24 protein-coding genes, 1 tRNA gene, 1 pseudogene and 1 riboswitch are annotated in these 24,120 nt (G+C 59.3%); of the genes and pseudogenes, 5 read left to right on the top strand and 21 right to left on the bottom strand.

Going from position 1 to position 24,120, the window contains the following annotated elements; all coding sequences use genetic code 11:
* Window positions 1-113: 113 nt before the first annotated feature.
* The 3 genes from ybaL to GF108_RS15365 all read left to right on the top strand — a co-directional run bounded on the left by ybaL (window position 114) and on the right by GF108_RS15365 (window position 3,585).
* Window positions 114-1,871 carry a YbaL family putative K(+) efflux transporter gene (gene ybaL, locus GF108_RS15375; RefSeq protein WP_153668771.1) on the top strand — a complete coding sequence of 586 codons (1,758 nt, stop codon included), beginning with the start codon at window positions 114-116 and terminating at the stop codon, window positions 1,869-1,871.
* A 43-nt stretch (window positions 1,872-1,914) separates the two neighbouring features.
* Window positions 1,915-2,865 carry a lysylphosphatidylglycerol synthase domain-containing protein gene (locus GF108_RS15370; RefSeq protein ID WP_027231823.1) on the top strand — a complete coding sequence of 317 codons (951 nt, stop codon included), beginning with the start codon at window positions 1,915-1,917 and terminating at the stop codon, window positions 2,863-2,865.
* Window positions 2,866-3,024: 159 nt separating this feature from the next.
* Complete coding sequence (locus GF108_RS15365) at window positions 3,025-3,585, top strand: alpha/beta hydrolase (RefSeq protein WP_153668769.1); 561 nt, start codon at window positions 3,025-3,027, stop codon at window positions 3,583-3,585.
* An 11-nt stretch (window positions 3,586-3,596) separates the two neighbouring features.
* Here the strand turns inward: GF108_RS15365 and cysW are convergent, their stop codons facing one another.
* The 4 genes from cysW to GF108_RS15345 all read right to left on the bottom strand — a co-directional run bounded on the left by cysW (window position 3,597) and on the right by GF108_RS15345 (window position 6,819).
* A complete protein-coding gene (cysW, locus tag GF108_RS15360) occupies window positions 3,597-4,472 on the bottom strand; it encodes a sulfate ABC transporter permease subunit CysW (RefSeq protein WP_153668767.1) in 876 nt (291 codons plus the stop codon).
* Entirely contained in the window at window positions 4,456-5,298 is an 843-nt protein-coding gene (gene cysT / locus GF108_RS15355) for a sulfate ABC transporter permease subunit CysT (protein ID WP_153668765.1), read from the bottom strand. Before cysT ends, cysW begins: the two co-directional genes overlap by 17 nt.
* A 99-nt stretch (window positions 5,299-5,397) precedes the next feature.
* Window positions 5,398-6,405, bottom strand: coding sequence for a sulfate ABC transporter substrate-binding protein (locus tag GF108_RS15350; RefSeq protein ID WP_091945166.1), 1,008 nt, complete (start codon window positions 6,403-6,405; stop codon window positions 5,398-5,400).
* 222 nt (window positions 6,406-6,627) lie between these two features.
* Entirely contained in the window at window positions 6,628-6,819 is a 192-nt protein-coding gene (locus tag GF108_RS15345; RefSeq protein WP_153668763.1) for a hypothetical protein, read from the bottom strand.
* A 306-nt stretch (window positions 6,820-7,125) separates the two neighbouring features.
* Here GF108_RS15345 and GF108_RS15340 point away from each other — a divergent pair, with 306 nt between their 5' ends.
* Window positions 7,126-7,575, top strand: coding sequence for an Rrf2 family transcriptional regulator (locus GF108_RS15340; protein WP_153668761.1), 450 nt, complete (start codon window positions 7,126-7,128; stop codon window positions 7,573-7,575).
* A gap of 719 nt (window positions 7,576-8,294) precedes the next feature.
* On the opposite strand, the gene GF108_RS15335 is transcribed toward GF108_RS15340, so the two are convergent.
* The 11 genes from GF108_RS15335 to GF108_RS15285 form a co-directional block, all read right to left on the bottom strand.
* Entirely contained in the window at window positions 8,295-9,068 is a 774-nt protein-coding gene (locus GF108_RS15335; RefSeq protein ID WP_153668759.1) for a thiazole synthase, read from the bottom strand.
* A 2-nt stretch (window positions 9,069-9,070) separates the two neighbouring features.
* Window positions 9,071-9,268 carry a sulfur carrier protein ThiS gene (gene thiS, locus GF108_RS15330; protein ID WP_153668757.1) on the bottom strand — a complete coding sequence of 66 codons (198 nt, stop codon included), beginning with the start codon at window positions 9,266-9,268 and terminating at the stop codon, window positions 9,071-9,073.
* Window positions 9,265-10,224 carry a glycine oxidase ThiO gene (gene thiO, locus GF108_RS15325; RefSeq protein WP_153668755.1) on the bottom strand — a complete coding sequence of 320 codons (960 nt, stop codon included), beginning with the start codon at window positions 10,222-10,224 and terminating at the stop codon, window positions 9,265-9,267. Before thiO ends, thiS begins: the two co-directional genes overlap by 4 nt.
* 4 nt (window positions 10,225-10,228) lie before the next feature.
* Window positions 10,229-12,031: a phosphomethylpyrimidine synthase ThiC gene (gene thiC, locus GF108_RS15320; RefSeq protein WP_153668753.1), complete on the bottom strand. Its 1,803-nt coding sequence runs from the start codon at window positions 12,029-12,031 to the stop codon at window positions 10,229-10,231.
* 147 nt (window positions 12,032-12,178) lie between these two features.
* Window positions 12,179-12,297, bottom strand: a riboswitch (TPP riboswitch).
* Between the two features lie 50 nt (window positions 12,298-12,347).
* A complete protein-coding gene (locus tag GF108_RS15315; RefSeq protein ID WP_027231834.1) occupies window positions 12,348-12,914 on the bottom strand; it encodes an NADPH-dependent FMN reductase in 567 nt (188 codons plus the stop codon).
* Window positions 12,915-13,112: 198 nt separating this feature from the next.
* On the bottom strand, window positions 13,113-13,385 hold the full coding sequence (gene rpsU / locus GF108_RS15310; protein WP_027231835.1) for a 30S ribosomal protein S21: 273 nt from the start codon (window positions 13,383-13,385) through the stop codon (window positions 13,113-13,115).
* Window positions 13,386-13,625: 240 nt separating this feature from the next.
* Window positions 13,626-13,970, bottom strand: a complete 345-nt coding sequence (locus GF108_RS15305) for a RidA family protein (protein ID WP_153668751.1) — start codon at window positions 13,968-13,970, stop codon at window positions 13,626-13,628.
* Window positions 13,971-14,056: 86 nt separating this feature from the next.
* A tRNA-Lys gene (locus GF108_RS15300) sits at window positions 14,057-14,132 on the bottom strand.
* Between the two features lie 115 nt (window positions 14,133-14,247).
* On the bottom strand, window positions 14,248-15,165 hold the full coding sequence (locus GF108_RS15295; RefSeq protein WP_153668749.1) for a PhzF family phenazine biosynthesis protein: 918 nt from the start codon (window positions 15,163-15,165) through the stop codon (window positions 14,248-14,250).
* A gap of 127 nt (window positions 15,166-15,292) precedes the next feature.
* On the bottom strand, window positions 15,293-16,006 hold the full coding sequence (locus GF108_RS15290; protein WP_153668747.1) for an NUDIX hydrolase: 714 nt from the start codon (window positions 16,004-16,006) through the stop codon (window positions 15,293-15,295).
* A 3-nt stretch (window positions 16,007-16,009) separates the two neighbouring features.
* Window positions 16,010-17,125: an endonuclease/exonuclease/phosphatase family protein gene (locus GF108_RS15285; protein WP_153668745.1), complete on the bottom strand. Its 1,116-nt coding sequence runs from the start codon at window positions 17,123-17,125 to the stop codon at window positions 16,010-16,012.
* 351 nt (window positions 17,126-17,476) lie between these two features.
* On the opposite strand from GF108_RS15285, the pseudogene GF108_RS22480 reads away from it, so the two are divergent.
* Window positions 17,477-17,599, top strand: a pseudogene (locus GF108_RS22480) (BA14K family protein); the annotation flags it as partial.
* Window positions 17,600-17,662: 63 nt separating this feature from the next.
* Here the strand turns inward: GF108_RS22480 and ilvC are convergent.
* From ilvC to GF108_RS15250, 6 genes are all read right to left on the bottom strand, one after another.
* The gene (gene ilvC, locus GF108_RS15275) at window positions 17,663-18,682 is read right to left on the bottom strand and encodes a ketol-acid reductoisomerase (protein ID WP_027231841.1); all 1,020 of its coding nucleotides are present in this window, start codon (window positions 18,680-18,682) and stop codon (window positions 17,663-17,665) included.
* 20 nt (window positions 18,683-18,702) lie between these two features.
* On the bottom strand, window positions 18,703-19,362 hold the full coding sequence (locus tag GF108_RS15270) for a TetR/AcrR family transcriptional regulator (protein ID WP_370462185.1): 660 nt from the start codon (window positions 19,360-19,362) through the stop codon (window positions 18,703-18,705).
* A 185-nt stretch (window positions 19,363-19,547) separates the two neighbouring features.
* Window positions 19,548-21,413: a potassium transporter Kup gene (locus tag GF108_RS15265; protein WP_246664004.1), complete on the bottom strand. Its 1,866-nt coding sequence runs from the start codon at window positions 21,411-21,413 to the stop codon at window positions 19,548-19,550.
* A gap of 205 nt (window positions 21,414-21,618) precedes the next feature.
* Window positions 21,619-22,359 (bottom strand): pyridoxine 5'-phosphate synthase, encoded by a 741-nt coding sequence (locus tag GF108_RS15260; protein WP_153668740.1) that lies wholly within the window; start codon window positions 22,357-22,359, stop codon window positions 21,619-21,621.
* A gap of 125 nt (window positions 22,360-22,484) precedes the next feature.
* Window positions 22,485-23,612 (bottom strand): ATP-dependent RecD-like DNA helicase, encoded by a 1,128-nt coding sequence (locus GF108_RS15255; RefSeq protein ID WP_153668738.1) that lies wholly within the window; start codon window positions 23,610-23,612, stop codon window positions 22,485-22,487.
* Window positions 23,613-23,673: 61 nt separating this feature from the next.
* Entirely contained in the window at window positions 23,674-24,120 is a 447-nt protein-coding gene (locus GF108_RS15250) for a hypothetical protein (RefSeq protein ID WP_153668736.1), read from the bottom strand.

Raw genomic sequence — 24,120 nt, 5'->3', positions numbered from 1 at the left:
GACGAAAGCGGTTTGCAAGACTTCCCCGGTACGCAATACTGCTGCGACAGGACCCTGTTCGCAGGTTCATCAAATTTCATTTTTCAACGATCCCACGGAGGAGATGCCGACATATGCCTCATGAAACGCCGCTGATTGCGACAATCGTCATTGGTCTGGTTCTGGCCTTTATTTTTGGTGCGATTGCCAATCGGTTGCGAGTTCCTCCCCTTGTCGGATATCTCCTCGCCGGCGTGCTCGCCGGCTCCCATACCCCCGGTTTCGTCGCCGACCAGAAGCTCGCGGCGGAGCTTGCCGAAATCGGCGTGATCCTGCTTATGTTCGGCGTTGGCCTGCATTTTTCCCTGAAGGACCTTCTCTCCGTCCGCGCAATCGCCATTCCGGGCGCCGTCGTACAGATCGTGGCGGCTACAATCCTCGGCGCGGGTCTCGCCTGGATCCTTGGCTGGGGTCTGCAGGCAGGCCTTGTCTTCGGTCTGGCCCTGTCCGTAGCAAGTACGGTGGTGCTGCTTCGCGCCATGCAGGAGCGCCGCCTTATCGAGACCGAGCGCGGACGCATCGCCGTCGGCTGGCTTATCGTCGAAGACCTTGCCATGGTCCTCGCGCTCGTCCTGCTGCCGGCAATTGCCGGCGCGCTCAACAGCGGCGGTGACGGCGAGCAGGCCATGCGCGCGCTCAGCGATCCGATCGTCAACTATTTCAACCTCGGCGTCCTCGGCGTCATTCTTTTGACCCTCGGCAAGGTGGCCGCCTTTGTGGCCGTTATGCTCATCGTCGGCCGACGCGTTATTCCCTGGACGCTGCACGCCATTGCGCATACGGGGTCCCGCGAACTGTTTCGCCTCGCCGTACTCGCCATCGCGCTCGGCGTCGCCTTCGGTGCGGCAAAGCTCTTCGGCGTATCGCTGGCGCTCGGCGCCTTCTTTGCCGGCATGATCATGAGCGAATCCGAGCTCAGCCACCGTGCCGCCGAAGAATCGCTGCCGCTTCGCGATGCTTTCGCGGTACTGTTCTTCGTTTCGGTCGGCATGCTGTTCGATCCGATGACAATCGTCCAGGATCCGCTGCCGCTGCTGGCAACGCTGGCGATCATCGTCATCGGCAAGTCGCTCGCTGCTTTCTTCATCGTGCGCGCCTTCGGTTATCCGTCCGGCACGGCGCTCATCATTTCGGCAAGTCTGGCGCAGATCGGCGAATTCTCCTTCATTCTCGCCGAGCTTGGCGTCGATCTTGGCATGCTGCCGCAGGAGGGACGCGACCTCATCCTTGGCGGCGCCATCCTGTCGATCCTCGTCAATCCGCTGGCATTTGCCGCCGTGACATACCTCAAACCCAGGCTGGAAAAGCGGGCGGCAGCAACCGAACCTGTTGCGGATGCGGCCGAGCCTTCCACTGTCGAGGCGGAGGCCGTGGAGGAAGTGCAACCCACGACGCTGACCGATCATGCGGTGCTCGTCGGCTACGGCCGGGTAGGCAGTCTCGTTGGCGAGGCGCTCAAGGAACGAGGCAAGCCGTTCCTCGTTATTGAAGATGCCGACAAGACCGTCGCCAGGTTGCGGGATGACAATATCGAGACCATCGTCGGCAACGCCGCCAATGGCGACATACTTGCGGCGGCGAATCTGGTTGGAGCCCGGCAGTTGATTCTGGCGATCCCCAATGCTTTCGAGGCCGGGCAGGTCGTCGTCAAGGCACGTGCTGCGAACCCGACGATCAACATTCTGGCGCGCGCCCATTCGGACGCCGAAGTGCAGCACTTGCAGGACCTCGGCGCCGATACGGTGATCATGGGCGAACGCGAGATCGCGCGCGGTCTGGTTTCCCAGATTCTCGGTCTCGATGAGCCGTTGCCCGCACCATTGACTGAATAAAGACAACAACAAAAGCGACCGGTATGAGTGGGCAGGACCGAGTATGAAGCTGAAGGATTATGTATGGCCGGTTGTCGGACTGGCTGCCGTCGGGATCTCCGTATGGCTCCTCTACAAGGAGCTGCGGAGCATCTCGCTGGATGACGTAATCGACAGCATCTACGCGATTCCTCCGCATCGCTGGGTCCTCGCCGCGTTGTCCTCGCTTGCCGCCTACGCCGCCCTCGCCGGCTACGACCGAGTGGCGCTCCTGCATCTTCGCCGCAAGATTTCCTGGCTGTTCATCGCCCTTTGTTCATTCACGACCTATGCGCTCTCCCACAATATTGGCGCGTCGGTGCTTTCAGGAGCCGTCGTTCGCTATCGTGCCTATTCCTCGCAAGGGATGAGCGGATCTGAAATCGCTTTGCTGATTGCCTTCTGCTCCTTCACTTTCATGCTCGGCATACTGACGCTCAGTGCTTTCGTGCTTTTGATCGAGCCGGAACTACTTCAGCGCTTCAACGCGGATTTGCCGGTTTCCGTGGGCTATGTCCTCGGTTACGGCTCGCTGGCGATCGTCCTCCTCTATGTCTTTGGCAGTTGGCTGCAATTCAAACCCTTGCGCATTCGCCAGTTCACGCTCGAGTATCCGCGTCTCTCGGTTGTCGCGCAGCAGCTGATCGTCGGACCGCTGGAGCTCATCGGCGCTGCGGCCATCATCTATTTCACGCTGCCCGCCGAAGGAAATCCCGGGTTTCTGATCATCCTCGGCATTTTTCTCGTGTCGTTTTCAGCAGCTCTCATCTCCCATGCGCCTGGCGGTCTCGGCGTCCTTGAACTCGTATTCCTGACCGGCCTGCCCGACATGAACCATGCCGACGTTCTCGCCGCGCTCATCATCTTCCGTCTGTTCTATCTCTTGATTCCCTTTGCCCTCTCGCTGCTCGTGGTGCTCTATTTCGAACGCTCCCAGCTTCTGATCCGCTGGTACAAGAAAGACGGAGAAACGTAAGCGGCGCTTTCCACACAAGCGCGGTTTTGCAGGGCCAGATTTTCCCATTATGCCGGCTCTTTAGTGGGCTGTTTCTTCAAGAATTGCCGCGGCAACCTTATTTTTGGGCCACATCAGAGTTCCTTCAGGCGATTTTGCATCAAGGGAGTTGTGGCACCGATGACGACATTGATCATTCCGGGATATCGCGGATCCGAAAGCGGCCATTGGCAAAGGCAATGGCTTGCCGAGGATGATACCGCCCATCTCGTCGAGCAGGACGATTGGGAAAACCCGGTCCTGTCACAGTGGCTGCACGTGCTGGAAGCAAAGCTTGCCGAAACTCCGGATGCGGTTCTCGTTGCGCACAGCCTCGGCTGCGTTCTCGTCTCTCACCTCGCAAGCCGGCCCTCGGCGGCTCACATTGCGGGAGCCGTCCTCGTTGCGCCCGCCGACGCTGAGCGCATGGCATCGCAGGATTCGAAGTTCGCGAGTTTTGCGCCCCTGCCCCGCTACAATCTCGGGTTCCCGTCGATCGTCGTCGCCAGTCGCAACGATCCCTACATGTCGTTCAAGAAGGCGGAAGCCCTTGCCGGCGTCTGGGGTTCGGGTTTTGTCGACCTGCAACATGCCGGCCACATCAATGTAGAAGCGGGCTTTGGCGCCTGGCCTGACGGTCATGTCCTTGCCAACTCCCTCCGACGCCCGCAGCGAGACTACCGTCCACAGCGCGCCGCATGAGCCTGACTTCCCTAGCCTGCCCGTTGCTTCCGTTCGAGCGCATACTTCAACACCAGCGTCACGATTGCGATCAACGCCAATGTCGATGAAGCGGCAAAGGCGCCGGTAACATTGTAGTCGTTGAACAGCAATTCGATCTGCAACGGCAATGTATTGGTCTGGCCGCGAATGGCGCCGGACACGACGGATACTGCGCCGAACTCGCCCATGACGCGGGCATTGCACAGCACCGCGCCATAGAGCAGCGCCCATTTGATGTTCGGCAGCGTCACATAGCGGAACGTCTGCAATCCGGTGGCGCCCAGCGTGATGGCTGCCTCTTCGTCCTCGCTGCCCTGCGTCTGCATCAGCGGAATGAGTTCACGGGCAACGAAAGGGCTCGTGACGAACAGGCTGACGAGAAAGATCGCCGGCACGGTGAACATGATCTTGATATCGTAGCTTTCGAGTAGCGGCCCGAGCAGTCCCTGGCTGCCGTAGAGAAACAGATACGTCACGCCGGCAACGATCGGCGAGACCGAAAAGGGAATCTCGATAAGGCTCATCAGCAGCTGGCGACCCGGGAAGCGATACCGCGTCACCAGCCACGCGGCGCAGATGCCGAACACCATGTTGATAGGCACGACCACGATCGCGGTAAGCACCGTCAGCCAGATGGCATGCAGCGTCGCCGGCTGGGTGATCTGCGAGAAATAGACGCCCATGCCTTCGCGGAAGGCATAGGTGAAGATCACCAGCATGGGGACGCCGATAAAGAGCCCCGAAAGGATGAACGCGGCGCCGATGAGAACGCGATGCACTGCGCTCGCCGCAGGTTTGCCGCGCCGGTGCGAAGAATAGGCCGAGACGGCCGGCGCGGGCAGCGCGGATTCAGTTGCGTTCTGCATATCTCAAATGCCAGGCCTGGATCGAGTTGGTTATGACGAGCATGAGAAAGGCGGTGACCAGCATCACTGTCGCCAGCGCTGCGGCGGCCGGATAGTCATATTCATCGAGCCGGATGAAAACGAGCAACGACATCACCTCGGTTTCAAAAGGCAGGTTGCCGGAGATGAAGACGATCGCCCCGAACTCGCCAAGGCTGCGGGCGAAGGACAGGCTACAACCCGCTATAAATGCGGGCAAAATTGCCGGCCAGATGACCCTCGTGAATATCTGCAAATTGGAGGCGCCGAGGGATCTTGCCGCCTCTTCCACGTCACTGGCAAGATCTTCCAGTACCGGCTGCACCGTACGGATGACGAAGGGGATGCTGGTGAACATCATGGCTAGCGCGATGCCGAGAGGCGCATAGGCGACCTTGATACCGAGCGGCTCGAGATAGCGGCCGAACCAGCCATTGGCCGAAAATACGGTGACCAGGGCAAGACCTGCGACCGCAGTCGGCAGCGCGAAAGGCAAATCGACAATGGCATCGAGCAACCGGCGACCCGGAAACTCATAGCGCACCAGCACCCAGGCGAGCAGCATGCCGAACATCGCATTGAGAAGGGTTGCCAGCGCAGCCGTCGAGACCGTGATGCGATAGGTGGCAAGCGCTCTTTCAGAGGTGACGATCGCCCAGAAGTCCGCAAAGCCGAGATTGGCCGACTTGTAGAGCATGGCAACAAGCGGCAGCGCTACGATCACCACGAAATAGAGCAAGGTCACACCAAGGGTGAGACCGAAGCCTGGCAGAATTCCGCGCGAGGAAGACCTTGAAAACAATGACATTCCAGCTTTCTAGCCTGTGCATGTCCGAATGCAAGTCGTGGTTGAAAATAGAATGGCGCAGCATCGCCGCTGCGCCATATGAGCTGCTGGCCGGTCCGGTTAGCGCTTGGTGAAAACCTTGTCGAGAATGCCGCCTTCGGAGAAATGCTCCTTGGACAGCTTGTCCCAGCCGCCGAAGACATCTTCCACCGTGAGGAGCCGCGTTTCCGGGAACTGCGCGGCATATTTCGCCTTCACCGATGCGTCGTTCACACGGTTGAAGTTTTGGGCAAGGATGTCCTGACCCTCCGGTGTATAAAGGAACTTCAGGTAATCCTCGGCGATGGCGCGCGAGCCGCGCTTGTCGACCACCTTGTCGACGACGGTCACCGGGAATTCGGCAAGGAGGCTGACCGGCGGCACGACGGCTTCATACTTGTCCTCGCCAAGCTGTTTGCGCGTTCCGAGCACTTCCGCCTCGAATGTAATCAGCACATCGCCAATGCCGCGCTCGGCAAAGGTTGTGGTGGCCGCGCGCCCGCCCGTGTCGAACACCGGCACATTGGCGAACAGCTTCTTGACGAACTCCTGCGCTTTCGCTTCATCCTTGTTGTTGGCTTCGAGCGCATAGGCGTAGGCAGCCAGATAGGTATAGCGCGCATTGCCCGATGTCTTCGGGTTGGGAAACACGACCTTGACGTCGTCGCGTACAAGATCATCCCAGTTCTTGATGTTCTTGGGATTTCCCGCCCGCACCAGGAAGGCGGGAAGCGAGTAATAGGGCGAGGAATTATTCGGCAGGCGGGACTGCCAGTCGGCAGGGATGAAGTTGCCCTTGTCGTGCAGGACCTGAACGTCGGTGACCTGGTTGAAGGTCACGACATCGGCGTCGAGGCCTTCAAGGATCGAGCGCGCCTGCTTGGACGAGCCGGCGTGCGACTGGTTGACGGTGATGTCCTTGCCCTTCTCGCTCTTGTAGGCAGCGGAAAACGCCTTGTCGATCTGCTCGTAGAGTTCGCGCGAAATGTCGTAGGAAACGTTGAGGATTTCGCTCGGCTCGTCAGCCGCTTTCACCGCATTAAGGCTGAGGCCGAGCGCCACAGCCGTCAAAACCAATAGTCTTTTCATGGAAAACTCCCGCACAGGCCGGGAGCGAAAGCACCGGCAATGATGACCATTGCCACTCTGGTTCAAGATGGGCAATTTTTGCCAGAATGGCCGGAGCGTGCCCGGCGCGGAAGGACTTTTGTTCTATTGTTTAAGCAATAAATGAAACCAAATTCTACAACTATTGTGGCGCGGAGCAACTGCCTGCAGAGCGTCGCTCCCGACCGCCGGATACGCTCGCGATTACCAGAAACCGCGATGCTGCCAGCACCAGAGAAAGTCTTCTTCCGTCCAATTGCGATGGCGCTTGGCGGACGCTTCCTCGCAGTCACGCTTCTTGGAGTCGCCGGTATCTAGTTCCAACGTTTCGGCTGTAAATACGTCGCGCCACAAGCGTTCGGCCCGATTGAAAATGCTCGATACTTCACTGTACATCGCGACCTCCGATAATGGTTTCGGTTGCAGAGTGCAGTTGCCTTTTGGGGTCAACCGATAGCTGATGATGACCGCTTGAAATCATTTGTCAATAATCTCTACCGGTTCAATCGTGTATCAAACGTGTGAAGCTATCTTCGGCAAAGAGGCAAATATCTTAATGAATTCTTATTTTTCAGCGCCTTACACGCCATTTTTAAGCCATTCCTCCGCCGCAAAAAAACTTAAGATTTTTAACACTTCTACACTGGAAAATGGTATGCGACGGACTATGACTGCAGCTGAAACGGTGGTCAGGCAGAGAAAATGATATCGCAAAAAGCCAAATACGCACTGCGGGCTCTTGTCGTGCTCGCCAGGGCGGATGCCGAGAAAGCGCTCTTTATCTCCGACATCGCCGAAGAGCAGAACATACCAAAGAAGTTCCTCGAGCAGATTCTTCTCGATCTGAAGCATCAGGGCATCGTCATGAGCCGTCGCGGCAAGATGGGCGGGTATCTGCTACTGAAGTCCGCGGAGGACATCACTTTCGGCGAAGTGCTCCGGCTCATCGACGGACCGATTGCGCCGCTCCCCTGCCTCAGCAAGATCGCCTATCGCCGCTGCGAGGATTGCGCCAGCGAAGCGACCTGCGAGATTCGCCATGTCTTCAACGAGGTGGCCAATGTGACGCGGGGCGTCCTCGATAAGACAACCATAGCCGATTGCCTCGTCTACGGCGAAAACCACAACGTCGCAGCCTTGCTCGATAGCTGATAGGGCAAACCTGTTCTCGGTAAATCACATCTATTCGCCGAGCGGCCAAAACCCTCCTTCGTACTCTGCATCATAAATTCGTTTGGTGAGATCTGGAGGCCTACTAATCCAAAAAACTATCCCTCGGTTCTTTCGTCCAGTTGTAGAATCCACGGGGTTGTCATCGAGCCTGCGGGTTGCTTTCACAGGCAAGAACTTTCCATCTTTGATGTCGATAATCAGTAAGTAGCTTCTCGCAACGGGACGGATCGCGTTAAGAGCCACTTCCCTGCATTGCACCGATATAAGACATAAGTCGTTGCTTACCGTGTCGCACTCGCCCTTTCTGAATATGTGAGATGCTCCGGACCTGCGCAGTGCCGCTATAAAGTGTTGGCGGCGATCTTCACCGTACGTGGCAGTGCGCAGCGAAATCGCGAGAGGCGTCATAGAGTCAGTTGCCTCAATAGAGCGCGCGAAAACCTCCTTGGTCGGAGTGTCGTAGGTCCGACAGAGGATTTGCTTTCCGCCCAGTTCCTTGATTGCCGTGGACCGATCGCCGCACGCGGTTAGTAAAATGGACGTGGCGGCAACCGCCAACACTGGCAATCGAGTGCGATATGGAAGCTTGCGAACGAAAGCCAGCGGCGAAAGCTGCAGGTTCCTTGGTTTTTCCGCTTCAACTTCTATCATCTCAACATTCATCCTTCTGCAAAACCATACCCCGACGGAGCAATCGTCTAGGCAAAAACCGCTTTGCCGATCACCGGCGTTGACGGCACGGCAACATCGCGCGGCTCGAGCATGCCGGCGCGAAATGCGGCGTAGCCGGCCTCCGTCGCCTTGGCGAAGGCGCCGGCCATCGCCACCGGATCACCTGCCTTCGCCACGGCCGTGTTGAGCAGAATCGCATCAAAGCCGAGTTCCATAACGGTCGCCGCATGCGACGGACGGCCGAGGCCGGCATCGACAATCAACGGGACATCCGGAAAATGACCGCGCAGCGAGCGCAGCGCATGCAGGTTCAGCGGGCCTTGCGCCGAGCCGATCGGAGCGCACCATGGCATCAGCACCTCGCAGCCGGCATCGATCAGCCTCCCGGCGACGACAAGGTCGTCGGTCGTATAGGGAAAGACCTTGAATCCCTCGTTGCTGAGGATACCCGCGGCCTCGACCAGCGCGAAAACATCCGGTTGCAGCGTGTCGTGGTTGCCGATGACTTCGAGCTTGATCCAATCCGTGGCGAAGAGATCACGCGCCATCTGTGCCGTCAGCACCGCTTCCTTCGCCGAATGGCAGCCGGCCGTATTCGGCAGCACGCGCATGCCGGACGAGCGGATCAACGACCAGAACCTTTCGCCGGAACTTCCACCCGCCGTCTCGCGGCGCAAGGAAACCGTGACGACCCCGGTGCCTGAGGCCTTAATGGCGTCGAGCAGAATTGCCGGCGATGGGTATTGCGCGGTTCCGAGCAGCAAATGCGAATGAAGTTCGGTACCGTAAAGCGTCAGCATGGTCAGCCTCCCTGCCGCGGCGTCAGAATTTCGATGCGGTCCCCCTCCCGGAGCGCGCAGTCTGCACGCTCGGCCGAGCGGACGAGTTCGCCATTCAGCGCTGTCGCAAGCCATTCGCCCTCGAACTCCAGCTCGCTCAGCAGCGCGTTGAGGAATTGCGCCCCGACCTCACGCGTTTCACCGTTGACGATGAGTTTCATTGCGCCTTGTTCCTTTCATCGAAAATCATGTCCGCAGCCTGCCGCGCCATGGCGGGAGCAAGCAGGAAACCGTGGCGGAAAAGTCCATTGATGCTGATTGCGTTGCCGTTGCGGACGACGCGCGGCAGGTTGTCGGCATAGGCCGGCCGGATACCGGTTCCAGTCTCCACGATCTCAGCCTCGCCAAAGGCGGGATGGAGGCTATAGGCGGCATTCAGCAGTTCCATCATCGAGCGCGCCGTGATCGGCCCGGTCGCATCGCTTTCGATCATCGTTGCGCCGACCATGAAGGTCTGTCCTGCCCTTGGCACGATGTAGACGGGAAAGCGTGGATGAATGAGCCGTATCGGCCGTGACAGGGCAACGTCCGGCGTGCGCAAAAGCAGCATTTCGCCGCGCACGCCGCGAATGTTCGCGTCCTGCGTCGCGCGGCCGACACATTCTATGGTCCAGTCGAAGGCCGACCGGGCCGACAGATCGGTTTCGAAAGAGACACCGCAGGCGGCAAGCTTTGCGGCAAGACCGATCAATGCGTGGCGAGGATCGAGATGCGCTTCGCGGGGGAAATGAAGCCCCTTGTGAAAGCGGCCGGAAAGGTCGGGCTCAAGCGCCGTGATCTCTACTTCATCGATCATTTCGAAGCCGGACGTGCGCGCGCCAAAGCGGTCGAGTTCCTTATGGTCGCGCGCCGGGGCGAGGACCAGCGTGCCGTTCCGGGTCACGCTGCCGGGCAGTGCTTCCTCCCACCAATCGGCTGCCCCTCGTCCAAGCTCGACGACGGCTTGCTCGGCGCTTTCCCGTTCGCAATAGGGCGCGAGCATACCGCCGGCATACCAGGATGCGGCCCTTAGGCCTCCGGGCGCTGGATCGACCACGGTCACCTCGATACCGCGCACCATCAGTTCATGCGCAACCGCCAGGCCGGCAACGCCAGCGCCTTTGACAAGCACCGCCATGGGATCAGCCGCCATTTTCCAGCGGCATATAGAGATCGCCGCCCTCGCGGAATTTCGCCGCCATCGCCGCCATGCCTTCCTTCTGAGCCTCCGCCCTGATTTCGTGCGAAATGCGCATCGAGCAGAATTTCGGCCCGCACATCGAGCAGAAATGCGCCACCTTGTGCGCTTCTTTCGGAAGGGTCTCATCGTGGTAGAGGCGCGCGGTTTCCGGATCGAGCGACAGGTTGAACTGGTCTTCCCAGCGGAACTCGAAACGCGCCCGCGACAGCGCGTCGTCGCGCAGTTTCGCCGCCGGATGGCCCTTGGCAAGGTCGGCCGCATGGGCGGCGATCTTGTAGGTGATGACGCCGACCTTGACATCGTCCCGATTGGGCAGGCCGAGATGCTCCTTGGGCGTGACGTAGCAGAGCATTGCTGTGCCGAACCAGCCGATCATTGCCGCGCCGATGCCCGAGGTGATGTGATCGTAGCCGGGTGCGATATCTGTCGTCAGCGGTCCTAGCGTATAGAATGGAGCCTCGCCGCAAACCGCGAGCTGCTTGTCCATGTTCTCCTTGATCTTGTGCATCGGCACGTGGCCGGGCCCTTCGATCATCACCTGACAATCCTTGGCCCAGGCGATCCGGGTAAGTTCGCCGAGCGTCTCGAGTTCGGCAAATTGCGCCGCATCGTTGGCATCGGCGATCGACCCAGGCCGCAGCCCGTCGCCCAGGGAGAAGGAGACATCATAGGCGCGGCAAATATCGCAGATTTCCGCGAAATGCTCGTAAAGGAAGCTTTCCCTGTGGTGATGCAGGCACCACTTCGCCATGATCGAACCGCCGCGCGAGACAATGCCGGTCACCCGGTTGACGGTGAGCGGGATGTAATGAAGCCGCACCCCGGCATGGATGGTGAAATAGTCGACGCCCTGTTCCGCCTGTTCGATCAGCGTGTCGCGAAAAATCTCCCAGCTCAGATCCTCAGCGATACCGCCCACCTTTTCCAGCGCCTGATAGAGCGGCACCGTGCCGATCGGCACTGGCGCGTTGCGGATGATCCACTCGCGAATATTGTGAATATTGCGCCCGGTCGAAAGGTCCATGACCGTATCCGCGCCCCAGCGCGTCGCCCAGACCATTTTCTCGACCTCCTCGGCCATCGAAGAGGTGACGGCGGAATTGCCGATATTGGCATTGATCTTGACGAGGAAATTGCGGCCGATGATCATCGGCTCGAGTTCCGGGTGGTTGATATTGGCCGGGATGATCGCCCTGCCTCGCGCGATCTCGTCGCGCACGAATTCGGGCGTCACATAGTCCGGTATCGCTGCTCCGAAGGATTGGCCGTCGCGCACCAACGCGTTCCTCGCCGCCTCGCGCCCAAGGTTTTCGCGAATCGCGACAAACTCCATCTCCGGCGTAACGATCCCTGCCCGCGCATAGGCGAGTTGGGTAACCGCACGGCCGTCCCTGGATCGGCGTGGCCTGCTGAGGCCGGAGAAAGCCGGCGTCAGGCGTTCGCCGGTCGCAAAGCCATTATCGGCGGGGAGAACGTGGCGGCCGTCATAAACAATCGTGTCGCCCCTCGCCTCAAGCCAGGCCTCCCGCATGCGTGGCAGGCCCTGCGCAATATCGATCGTCACGAGCGGATCGCTATAGGGGCCGGACGCATCATAGACGGTGATATTGGGCTCGCCCGCCGTTGGATGCACGGCAACTTCGCGCATCGGTACGCGCAAATCCGCATATATGCGCCCGGTCTTGTAGACCTTCGTCGATGCCGGGAGTGCGCCGGTCGAAACGATTGGAGTAATTGCGGTCATCATCAGGTTCCTTTGCTCCGCGAACGCTCAAAAACGCCCGCCAGTTCAAATTGCCCGCATGCCATTATGGCCATGCAGGCGCGAAACCCAGTTCTGTGCCGGAAGGATGAAAGGCTTGTGCGAACTACAACAGGAGATCCCTGGCCCGCGCAGACTTTTGCACCGTCCCTACGCCAGTATGAACTGGATCAGGTTCAACGGGTCACTGCGCTTGCCGATGGCCAGCAGTATCTCAGCCCCTTGTCGGGACCCCCCTGGTGAATGTCTCTAAGAGACCCGCCTGCAACGCTGTTGTCAAGCGGGTCAATACGTCAGATCAAGCGCGCAGCGGCTTCAGGGCCTCTGCCCACTTGGCAAGCTCCGCCAGCATTGTCGCCGCGCTGCCCGTCATCGATTCGGTAGGCTGGAAGACGCCTTCATCATCGATGAACTGCTGATACGAATGCACGGCAACGCCATCGGGAATCGGCATCATGCGCAAGCCCGCAACCAGCCCTTTTACCGACTCGACCGAACGCAAGCCGCCGGATACGCCGCCATAGCTGACAAATCCGGCCGGTTTGTAATTCCACTCCTTGGACAGGTAAATCAAAGCGTTGATGAGCGATGGCGGAGCAAAATAATCATATTCCGGCGTGACGAACACGGTTGCGTCTGCCGCATCGACGAGGCTGCTCCAACGCTTGGTATGAGCCTTTTCATATTTCTGCATGCGGGGATGATGCGGTTCATCAAGGAGAGGCAGATTGATCTCGGCAAGGTCGATCAGCGCGGTTTCGAACCGGGCATCCAAGCTGGCAAATTCATGAAACCACTTTGCGACTGCCGGGCCGCCACGACCGGGGCGTGTGCTGGCAATGATAATGTTGAGCTTGAGCGCCATATGCTTGTCTCCATGATGCATGACTGAATGCCCGCATGAATAGGCAGGCTGTGGGGCCGCGCAAGGAGGCACTTTCTGGAAACCGCCCAAGTGATGATCCCTGCCGACCATACAGGGCCAGGAAAAAACGAAACCCGCCCCGGCAAGGCCGTGCGGGTTTTCTCGCTTTAAAAAATGACCGGACGGGCCGGTCACCGACTATCGGTTGAAATCGCCACCGCTATTGCCATTCGGACGCGGCGGGCGTTCCTTCTTCTTCGGCCCTGGCAGGAGGCCTTCGCGCTGTGCCTGCTTGCGCGCTGCCTTGCGGGCGCGGCTGACGGCTTCAGCTTTTTCACGGACACGGCGCTCGGACGGCTTTTCGAATGCCTGGCGCGCCTTCATTTCGCGGAAGAGTCCCTCCCGCTGCATCTTTTTCTTCAGGACCCGGAGGGCCTGTTCAACATTGTTGTCTCGAACGAGTACTTGCAATCGTTTTCCTTACCCATGCTTGCCTCGTCTTGCGCAATAGCAATTGGCTACAATCAGACAAGCGTTTGAAGAATTGCCCCTGTGGCAATCCGGAGAAGCGCGGACTTTATGCATTTCCGCGCCAAAAATCCAGCCTGCCCGAGCAATTTACTCGGGCTTTGCTGCAAAGAAACCGCCTTTTGCGGCAGGATGGTGACAACCGCTTCAAGAATGGCGCACATTGAGGTGCGCCAAAGCGAATCAGAGAGCGGCGGTGATGATGATCTCGACCTTGTATTCGGGCGTTGCGAGCTTGGCTTCGCCGGTCGCGCGCGCGGGCGTATTGGCCGGATCGACCCAGCTATCCCATACGGCGTTCATCTCGCTGAAGTCCTTCATGTCGTCGAGCCAGATAATGGCCTGGAGCAGCTTCGACTTGTCGGTGCCGGCCTCCTTGAGCAGGCGATCGACGGCCGCAAGCACATCCTTGGTCTGCTCGGTAACGCTCTTGCCCGGGCCACCGACCTGGCCGGCAAGATATACCGTGTTGCCATGGATAACGGCCTGGCTCATGCGTGGACCAACTTCAATACGACGGATGCTCATGGGAAGTCTCCTCTAGCGTTTGCCGGCAGGTTGAGCCTGCCTCGCGTACATGAAAAAAGGGCCATGCGGCCCTTTTTTCGAAAGAATGGTGGGCACAGTAGGGATCGAACCTACGACCCGCTGATTAAGAGTCAGCTGCTCTACCAACTGAGCTATGTGCCCGTCAGCCGCTGTGACGACCGAAAGTGAGGGCTCTATAACGGGGCATTTCCTGCCTGTCCAGCCCTTCTTGAAAACTTTATGACGGCCGCGCACAGGAACAGCGCAAGGCAGCATATCAAGCAAAAAGACGGCCCTCCGCGATCTTGACCGCCGAACCGCCAATACGCGCGCTAAGGAGCTTCTCCTCGGCAATATCCAGCTCCAGTTGCAGGCGCGACGGCCTGCCCATCTCGTGGCCCTGTTCGATCGAGAGCCGCAGCACTCCGTCAAGCGGCCTGTCGAAGGCGTGGATGGCGCCGGCAAAGGCCGCCGTCGCCGAGCCTGTCGCGGGATCCTCGTAGGTGCCGTCATCGCTGACGAACATGCGCGAATGGAAATGGCTGTCGTGCAGGATAGTTTCGCGGCAATAGCAGTAGACCGGCAACTGGCGATGCCCGATGGTCGGGGCAACATCCTTCATGGCCGTCTGGTTGATGCGGATGCGGCCGGCCGATTCGAGACCGTGGACCGGGACCATCATGAATGGCACGCCCGCGTCCCAGATGCTCGGCACATGATTTTCGAAGCCGATCTCCCGCGGTTCGAGCCGCAGCGCGTTGGCAATTGCGATCCTGTCGTAATTGTAGGGTATCTGCACGGGAAGCTTCGGCAGGTCGAACTCCGCAAAGGCACCGCTCGCGGTAAGCCGGACGCCGCAGCGGACCGGGCCAACCTGCTCCTCAAGAATGATCAGTGCGTCCTGGTCCTCCTCGACGGCGCCAAAGCGTCGTTGCGCCAGTGAAATCGCCGTGCCGACGGTCGGATGACCGGCGAACGGCATCTCATAGTCCGGTGTGAAGATACGCGCCCAGGCCGTATGTGCCGGATTCTTGGCCGCAAGCACGAACACCGTTTCGGAAAGGTTGAACTCCCGCGCAATCTTCTGCATTGCCTCGCTGTCGAGCCCATCGGTATCGTGGACGATAGCCAAGGGATTTCCCGCCAGTACCTTGTCCGTAAAGACGTCGTAAACTTCGTAGTTCCGGCCAGCCATTTGCGTTTCTCCCCGCGTGAATGCCGCAGAAATTAGTGGATGGTCCCGCTCATTCAAGCCAAAGCTTGTGACGGTTACATTCTGGACGGGTCCGAGACCCGAAAGCTTACGCTCTTGTGGCGCAAGCTCAAGACCGGCCGAAGTGCCAGTCTGCAAAGGCGCGGAATGTCGGAGGAGTCGCCTCGCGCATTGCACCGGCGCCGGAAATCGCAACGATGTCATCGAGTTCCGGATCGTTTTCCGAGGCAATGTGCGCGCGGATGCGATCGAGAATGGTCGCGGCGGTCAGATCGAAATAGTGGCGGCGGAACAGCGCAATGCTGCGGTTTACGGTTACGAGATACAGGGCATCGTCCCTGCTTGCCGCCCGCGAAAGATCAATGCCGGTTTCCTCTTCGACTTCACGCATCATATTGCCGTCGATATCGATATGGTCGCCGACGACATCGTCCTCGTCGAAGGATCCGGCTGGAAAATAGATGCGGCCCGCGGCCGACGTCGAAGGCGCCATGCGGCCGGCGATCAACCTGTTGTCGCTGGAAACGATGACGCCCACGCCAAAAATGTGCAAGGGCTTTTCGACGGAAGCATTGCCCTTCCAGTGCATCATCGTTGCAAAGCGCGTGCGGTGATATCGCGCGCGGAAATCGCCACCCGCAACCGATGCCTCCTCCGCCATGAAGAACGGACCATTGAACAAGGCAGGGTTGTCGGCAGTCGCGCGCGACCAGTTTGCCGCAATATTCGCGCTGTTCTGCAATTCATAGGTCAGAGGTGCGCCGTCGATGCGCACGGTCGCGCTCTTCAGCGGAATGACGACGCCTTCCGGAATATCCAGCATTGTTCAAACCATATCGAGAGTGACTGCCACCGGGCAATGATCACTGGCCTTGGGCCGGTCCCAGCCAGTGCGTGGAAAGCGATCGACCTCCTGGCCGGGCGGAAAGATTGTCCGGTGCGGCTGGCCGTTGCGGATGATGTCGGGGAGAACCTTGCCGTTGGAACGGGCAAGCTCCGGCGAGGCCAGGATATAGTCGAGTTGGCAAAGATGCCGTTCCTGCGGGCCGCGCGTATGATAAAGCGTCCAGCGGTCCATGATCGGCCGCCTCTCCACCAGATTTTCGCAGAACCCGCCCTCGAGCAGGACGTCGACACAGCTGACCGGGTCGTTGACGGGGGCAAACGTATAGCCGCTCATGGAATCGCCGCCGATCACCACCCGCTCGCGATAATCGTTGAAATCGCCGCAAATCACCCAATGCTTGTCCGCCGGGCCGCCACTTGCCGCAAACTTTTCGCTGATGATGCGCCGCACGGCCTTCGCCTCTGCGAGGCGGACCGGCATGGTCGATGTTCGCCCGTCGAGACCATTGCGCGGCGAGCCCATCGATTTGAAATGGCAGACGAAGAGGCTGAGCGGCTTGCCGGCGATGCGCACATCGATCTCCAGGCAGTCGCGCTTGAAAATGCGCTCATTGGCGGTGATCCCAACAAGGCCGAGCTGCGGATCGTAAAGCCCGAAATCGTCATAGGTCACATGCGCGTGGCTGGTCATGGAAACGAATTCGATCGGCTCACCATGGCGCGTCTGGTCGCGCAGGAGCACGGCGACATCGATGCCGCGGCTGTCATTGCCTTCGACCATGTATTTGTGGCGGTAGCCCTCGCCCACCATTTTGAACAGGTAGCCGAACTCGAAAGCATTCAGCGCGCCGATATTGTCGACTTCCTGCAGGCACAATATGTCGGCATGGGTTTCGGCAATCGCCAGCGCCGTCAATTGGCGCGTATCGTCCGCATGGGCAATGGCGCGGGCCTGTTCGAGCTGCCTGAACTGCGCCTCGTCCTGAATCTGAAAGAGCTGGAGCGAACGATCCATGTTGAGATTGTTACGGAACCCGGAAAAATCGAACCGGCTCATCAGGTTCTCGACATTGAAGGTAGCGATGCGGACGGGCATGCGGAGGGGTCCAGGTTGAAACCATTCGGTACAAAGCAACGTTGCTTTTCAGGAACCTAATCGGGTTCGGCGATGACCACCAGTGGCTATCGTGGCGCTTCGCTCCTATATTGTTGTGCGAATGGAAAGACCGGACAAATGAAAAACCTCCCAATTGCCCTCGCCATCTGCCTCGCCGCGACGACCTCGATGAGCGTCGCATCGGCACAGGAAGTGCAGACCTATCGCCCGGCGCCGCGTGGCCTCGACGTCATCCCGCGCCAGCCGATCATCCTCAAGAATGGTTCGCCTGCGAATATTGCCTCGCCTGATTGTACGGGTTCGTCGCGCTGCTACGATTTTCGCGTTCGCCGTCCGGTCGGGCCGTCCGGACCGAGCCAGGTCGAACGCTGCCGCGCGCGTTACCAGTCGTACCGCCCTTCCGACAACACGTTCCAGCCGTATAATGCACCACGGCGGCAATGTGATCTGTAATTGCAGAGCGCGAAAAGGCCGGCGGATCGCTCCGCCGGCCTTCCTGCTTCAGACGATAATGTCTTAGTTCTTGGCCTTGTCGACCAGCTTGTTCTTGCCGATCCACGGCATCATGCCGCGCAGCTTTTCGCCGACTTCCTCGATCTGGTGGGCGTCGTTCATGCGGCGGATGCCCTTGAAGCGCGATGCGCCGGCCTTGTATTCCTGCATCCAGTCGGACGTGAACTTGCCGGTCTGGATATCTTTCAGAACACGCTTCATCTCGGCCTTGGTCTCGGCGGTGATGATGCGCGGACCTGAGACATATTCGCCCCATTCGGCCGTATTCGAGATCGAATAGTTCATGTTGGCGATGCCGCCTTCGTAGATAAGGTCGACGATCAGCTTCACTTCGTGCAGGCACTCGAAATAGGCCATTTCCGGCGCATAGCCAGCCTCGACCAGCGTTTCAAAGCCGGCGCGGATCAGTTCGACCAGACCGCCGCACAGAACGACCTGCTCGCCGAAGAGGTCGGTTTCGCACTCTTCGCGGAAATTGGTCTCGATGACGCCGGAACGCCCGCCGCCAACGCCGCAAGCATAGGAAAGCGCGAGATCATGCGCATTGCCGGAAGCATCCTGATGGATGGCGATGAGGCAGGGAACGCCGCCGCCCTTCTGGTATTCGCCGCGTACCGTGTGGCCCGGGCCCTTCGGGGCGATCATGACCACGTCGACGCTCTTCTTCGGCTCGATAAGGCCGAAATGCACGTTGAGGCCGTGCGCGAAGGCGATCGCAGCGCCGTCGCGGATGTTGTCAGCGATATGTTCCTTGTAGATGTCGGCCTGCAGTTCGTCCGGCGTTGCCATCATCATCAGATCGGCCCATTTGGCAGCCTCGGCAACGCTGACGACCTGGAAGCCGTCAGCCTCGGCCTTCTTGGCGGTGGCGGAGCCAGGGCGAAGCGCAATGCGCACGTCCTTGGCGCCGGAGTCCTTGAGGTTCAGCGCATGGGCGCGGCCCTGCGAACCATAGCCAATAATGGCAACCTTCTTCGACTTAATGAGGTTGATGTCCGCATCGCGGTCATAATATACGCGCATCGATTTATTCCTTCCCTTGGTTAGGATTGGTGGCCGTTCCCGGCCTGGTTGGTGTTAATTCCGTAAAGAGCCAGAAACTGCTGTGTCGCTCGCCTTGCGTCACGGTCGATCGCCGTCTCGTTCAATCCGAGCCGGTCGCCAAGCAGCAACCGGATTTGCACGTCCCGGACGACAAGTCCGAAGAAAGTGCGAAACGCCTCGTCCGTTTCCTGAAATTGCAAAAGGCCGGTCTCCCGCCCGAGCTGCAGCAAGGGCTTCAAGCGCCGCGCCATGGCGAACGGGCCGTTTTCGAGCACGATCGCGCCAAGATCGTGCTTGTCGCTGCCGGCATGACCAACGGCGACCCGGTTGAGCGCGACCGAAATATTGCCCGACAACACACGCAGCCAATCGGCAGCGAAGCCTTCGAGCCCCGCGGTCAGCGAGGCAAGATTGAAAGCCTCTGGATCGACCGGCACGCCCCTCACCTTCAGGGCCTGCCATTGCACCGTTGCGGTCAAGAGACCGTCGCGGTCGCCGAACCACTTGTAGAGGCTTTCCTTCGAGCAACTGGCACGGCGCGCAACGCTTGTCATCGTAAGCGTGTCGCCGGCCTCAACGAGAAGCGCGAGCGCCGCATCGAGCACGTCCTTCTGACGCTCGGTCAATCCGCTTTCGCTGACATCGACTGTGGGGTGCACGCGTTAACTCCCTGCCGTACCGTACCGTACGTTACGGCCGGGTTTCTAATACGATGCAGGGCATTTGGCAAGCGCGATGGCGCAAATATTTTTCGATACAGAATGAATTGGCATGGCGTTGGCGGCCGGGGCTTGACACCGGCCGGATGCGGCCTCGAGCATGTCCTAACTAAACAGGGAATGCTCTAAATATTCACCTGCGTACCGATTTCGACGACGCGCCCGGTCGGGATCTGGAAATACTCCGTCGCGTCGCTTGCGGTGCGAGCGAGCGCAATAAACAGCCGATCCTGCCAGCGCGGCATTTCGGACCGCGCCGAAGCTTTCAGCGAACGCCGCGACAGGAAGAAGGACGTCGTCATGATGTCGAACTTCCAGCCCTGCTTGCGGCAGATGGCGAGGGTGCGGGGAATATTGGGGCGTTCCATGTAGCCGAAGGTCAGGGTCACCCGCATGAACAGGTCGTTGATCGGTTCGATCCGTACGCGCTCGCTCTTCTTTACCAGCGGCGTCGGCGCGGTGATGACCGTGAGTATGACATTGTTCTGGTGCAGGACCTTGTAGTGCTTGAGGCTGTGCATCAGTGCCGTCGGCGTGCTTTTTGGATCGCCGGTGAGGAAGACGGCCGTACCCGGAACCAGCGTCGGCGGGTTCTCGGCCATCTTGCGCGAGATCAGATCAAGCGGCACTTCGCCCTTGCGCGTCTTTTCGAAGAGCTGGCGGCTGCCGCGCACCCAGGTGAACATGACGAGGATGATCAGGAAGGCGACGACGAGCGAAGCCCAGCCGCCATCGACGACCTTGATCAGATTGGCGCTGACGAAGGTCAGATCGATGATAAGGAAGGAAAGCGTCAGGCAGATTGCGACCCAAAGACGCCACTTCCAGATGCGGAGCATGACGATGAACAGCAGGGTCGTCGTGACCAGCATGTTGCCGGTGACGGCAATGCCATAGGCCGATGCAAGATTGGACGAGCGCTCGAAGCCGAGAACCAGCAAGATGACAACGAGGCCGAGGAGTACATTGACCCGTGGCAGATAGACCTGGCCGGACTGTTTCTCCGAGGTATGCTCGATATTCAGACGCGGCAGAAGATTGAGTTGCACGGCCTGACGCGACAGCGAATAGGCACCCGAGATGACCGCCTGGCTGGCGATGACCGTCGCCATCGTGGCGAGAATGACCATGGGCAGGAGCGCCCAGTTCGGAAACATTTCGAAGAAAGGATTCTTGGCCGCTTCGCCATGCGCGAGAATGAAGGCGCCCTGACCGAAATAGTTCAAGAGCAGGCACGGAAAAACGACCCACATCCACGCCGTGGCTATGGGTTTGCGGCCGAAATGCCCGAGGTCGGCGTAGAGCGCCTCCGCACCGGTGACGGCCAGGAATACCGTACCGATGGTCGGGAAGGCGGTAGCCGGATTGTCGATGATATATTCGAAGGCATAGACCGGATTGGCGGCGGCGAAGACGCTGAGGTCATCGGCAAGATGCCAAAGACCGAAGAAGCCGAGGGCAAGGAACCAGAGCAAGGTAATCGGACCGAAAACGGTCGCGACACGCGCCGTGCCGAAGCGCTGGATGGAAAACAGCGTGAGCAGAATGACCAGCGTAATCGGGACGATGAACGGCTCCAACGTGGGCGTGACGATCTCGAGGCCTTCCACCGCCGAAAGCACGGAAATCGCCGGCGTGATCACTGCATCGCCGTAAAACAGCGACGCCCCGATAATCCCGAGGGCCAGAATAAGTTGCGGGCGAGTCTTGAAGCTCGCCCGTGCCAAGGCCATCAAGGAAAGAATGCCGCCTTCGCCGTCATTGTCGGCGCGCAGCACGAAAAGCACATATTTTATGGTGACAATGACCGTGAGGGCCCAGAAGATCATCGAGACGACGCCGAGCACGTCAGTCCGGCTCAGGCTTCCATCAAGGGAAGCAGCGTGAAGCGCCTCGCGGAAAGCATAGATCGGGCTCGTGCCGATATCACCATAGACGACGCCGAGTGCCCCAAGCACAAGGACCGGAAACGTCTCTTTGTGGTGATGCATATCCGGGTCATGGGTGACGGGATCTTTGTAGTAGTTCTCGTCAGCCAATTGCTGGTCACTCATGCAATTTTTTCCTCGCTCTGACAGCGTGGGCGGACGAGTTAGCCGTGTTGCATCGCAATATCAATCGCCATTTCTTCATAGCTCTAGACTAACGGTATGCAAAAACGCATGGCAAATCAAATCGCGCACCCTTATCAAGGGGCTAAGCTCGTAGCGCATCGAGGAATCTTTCCACAGAGCGCGACATTCCGTGTGTCAAAGCGTCGGCGGTCAGGCCATGACCTATTGAAACTTCAACCAGATTTGGCACTTTCTTGACCAGAGGCGGCAGGTTGGCGACGGTCAGGTCATGTCCGGCATTGACCGCAATTCCTACCTTCGCAGCCGCCGCAGCGGTGACTTCCAGCTTCGAAAGTCCTTCGGCCGCACGGCGCGGATCATCGAAGGCGCCGCCATAGGGACCGGTATAGAGTTCGACGCGGTCAGCCCCGAGTGCCTGGGCCCCGGCGGGCGCTTCCGGATCGGGATCGATGAACAGGGAAACGCGCGCGCCGCGCTCTTTCAGCCCGGCGATGATCGGGCGGAGATAATCTGCCTTCGCGACGACATCCCAACCGTGATCTGAGGTCGATTGCGATGGATCGTCGGGAACAAGGGTCACTTGTTCCGGCTCGTTCCTGGCGACGAGTTCGAGAAACTCCGCCGTCGGATAACCTTCTATGTTGAACTCGGCGTCGGGGAATTCATCGTCGATGAGCGCACGAATTTCGGGCAGATCCGAGAAACGTATATGGCGCTCGTCCGGTCGCGGGTGAACCGTCAGGCCGGACGCTCCGGCCGCCAGCGCTATGCGCCCGAGGCCGGTCACGCTCGGCCACGGCAGGTCGCGGCGGTTGCGTAGCATCGCAATAGCGTTGAGGTTGACGGAGAGTGTTGCAGTCATCGTCGAATTTCCACGCAGGAACGTCTCACACAGTTCTATCTGAGAAATACGACATAAGACATTGGTAATTCGTTCAAGGGCAGATCGAAATTTGAACGATCCATGTTACGGACGCATGGTCTGCCCTACCGGACAACCGTCAATCGCTCGGCGGCGCGGGTAATGGCCGTATAGAGCCAGCGCTCGCGGGTATCGCGGAACGCAAAGCTTTCGTCGAAGAGCACGACATCGTCCCATTGCGAACCCTGCGCCTTGTGGGTCGTCAGCGCATAGCCATAGTCGAAGTCGTCGAAGCGCTTTTTCGTCTGCCATGGAATTTCAGCGTCGGGGTCATCGAACTGCGCCTTCAGGAGCTTGATCTTGGCAACACCCCTGCCCGGTTCCTCATCTTCAGGCGAAACGAGAAGATTGATGCCCGGCTTCACGGTCTCCCGCGACGAGGTCATAACCTTCCACAGCGAGCCATTGAGCAAGCCCTTGGCCGGGTCGTTGCGCAGGCAAACCAGCTTGTCGCCAGCCTGCGGAAAGGCGGCGGAAAAGCCCTTGAGTTCGCGCAGGCGCTGGTTGTAACGGCGGCGTGTGCGGTTCGTTCCGACCAGCACCTGGTCGGCGCCAAGCACGAGGTCCTGGGTCACGTCGGTCTTGGAGATGACCTTGGCCGCGCCATAGTCGCCATAGCCGAATTCGCGACCTTCGCGCACGTCAAGTGCCAGCCGTATGATCGGATTATCGCGCGCCTGCCGGTGAATCTCGCTCAAGAGAAAATCCGGCTCGTGCTCGGTAAAGAAGCCGCCGCCGGAAATCGGCGGCAACTGGCCCGGATCGCCGAGAACAAGGATGGGCGTGCCGAAACTCAGCAGATCCTTGCCAAGCTGTTCGTCAACCATCGAGCATTCGTCGACGACGATGAGCTTGGCCTTGGCGACGGGGCTTTGCCGGTTCAGCGAAAAAGTCGGCGCGATACTGGTCTTGCCCGTGGTCTGGTCTTCGACAGCCTCTTCGCCGCGCGGCCGGTAAATCAGCGAATGCAACGTCCGTGCATTTGCCGCGCCCTTCGAGCGCAGCACCTGCGCCGCCTTGCCGGTAAAGGCCGCAAACTGGACGTCGCCATCGATATGTTCGGCGAAGTAACGGGCGAGCGTTGTCTTGCCGGTGCCGGCATAGCCGAACAGGCGAAAGATCGGCCGTCGCCCTTCCTTCAGCCATGTCGAAACCGCTCGTAGCGCTTCGTCCTGTTGCGGAGCTAATTGCATGGGTCTGACTGACAGGATTCGCCGCCAAAGGGCAAGGAAAATGCCGCGCTATCGGCTTATACTATAGATTATCGGGATTTCCCGCCCGGATCTGCCCCTCGCCGACCCGACCGAATTTCTGGTCGGTCATGCGAAACCGGTCGCCCTTCACCTGCAGGCGCCAGCAGATCTTGTCCGCTTCACCTTCATAGGTAACGCACAGATTATCCTTCTCCAGCGTCCACTCGCCCGCATAGGACATGCCGTTGCTGACGACCTGCTCCGGCTTGCAGCATTCGATCATCTTGCCGCGCGACTTTCCATCGGAGGCAAGGAATTCACTGAAATTGAACGGCGGCTCCGCCTTTACCTCGCCCGTCAGCGTCGCCCCGGTGATAATCTTTCGCAAATCCTCTTCGCTGGAGGTTGGCCAATTGTCTTCCTGCGCCTTGGCGGCGCCGCCAAGTACAAGCATTCCGCACGCAAGAAGGAGAAACGCCTTCCGGCGCACGTTCAGTAAAATCATCAT

The organism is Phyllobacterium sp. SYP-B3895 (assembly GCF_009647635.1).
GTDB lineage: Bacteria > Pseudomonadota > Alphaproteobacteria > Rhizobiales > Rhizobiaceae > Phyllobacterium > Phyllobacterium pellucidum.
This window is presented reverse-complemented; position numbering and strand designations above follow the sequence as displayed.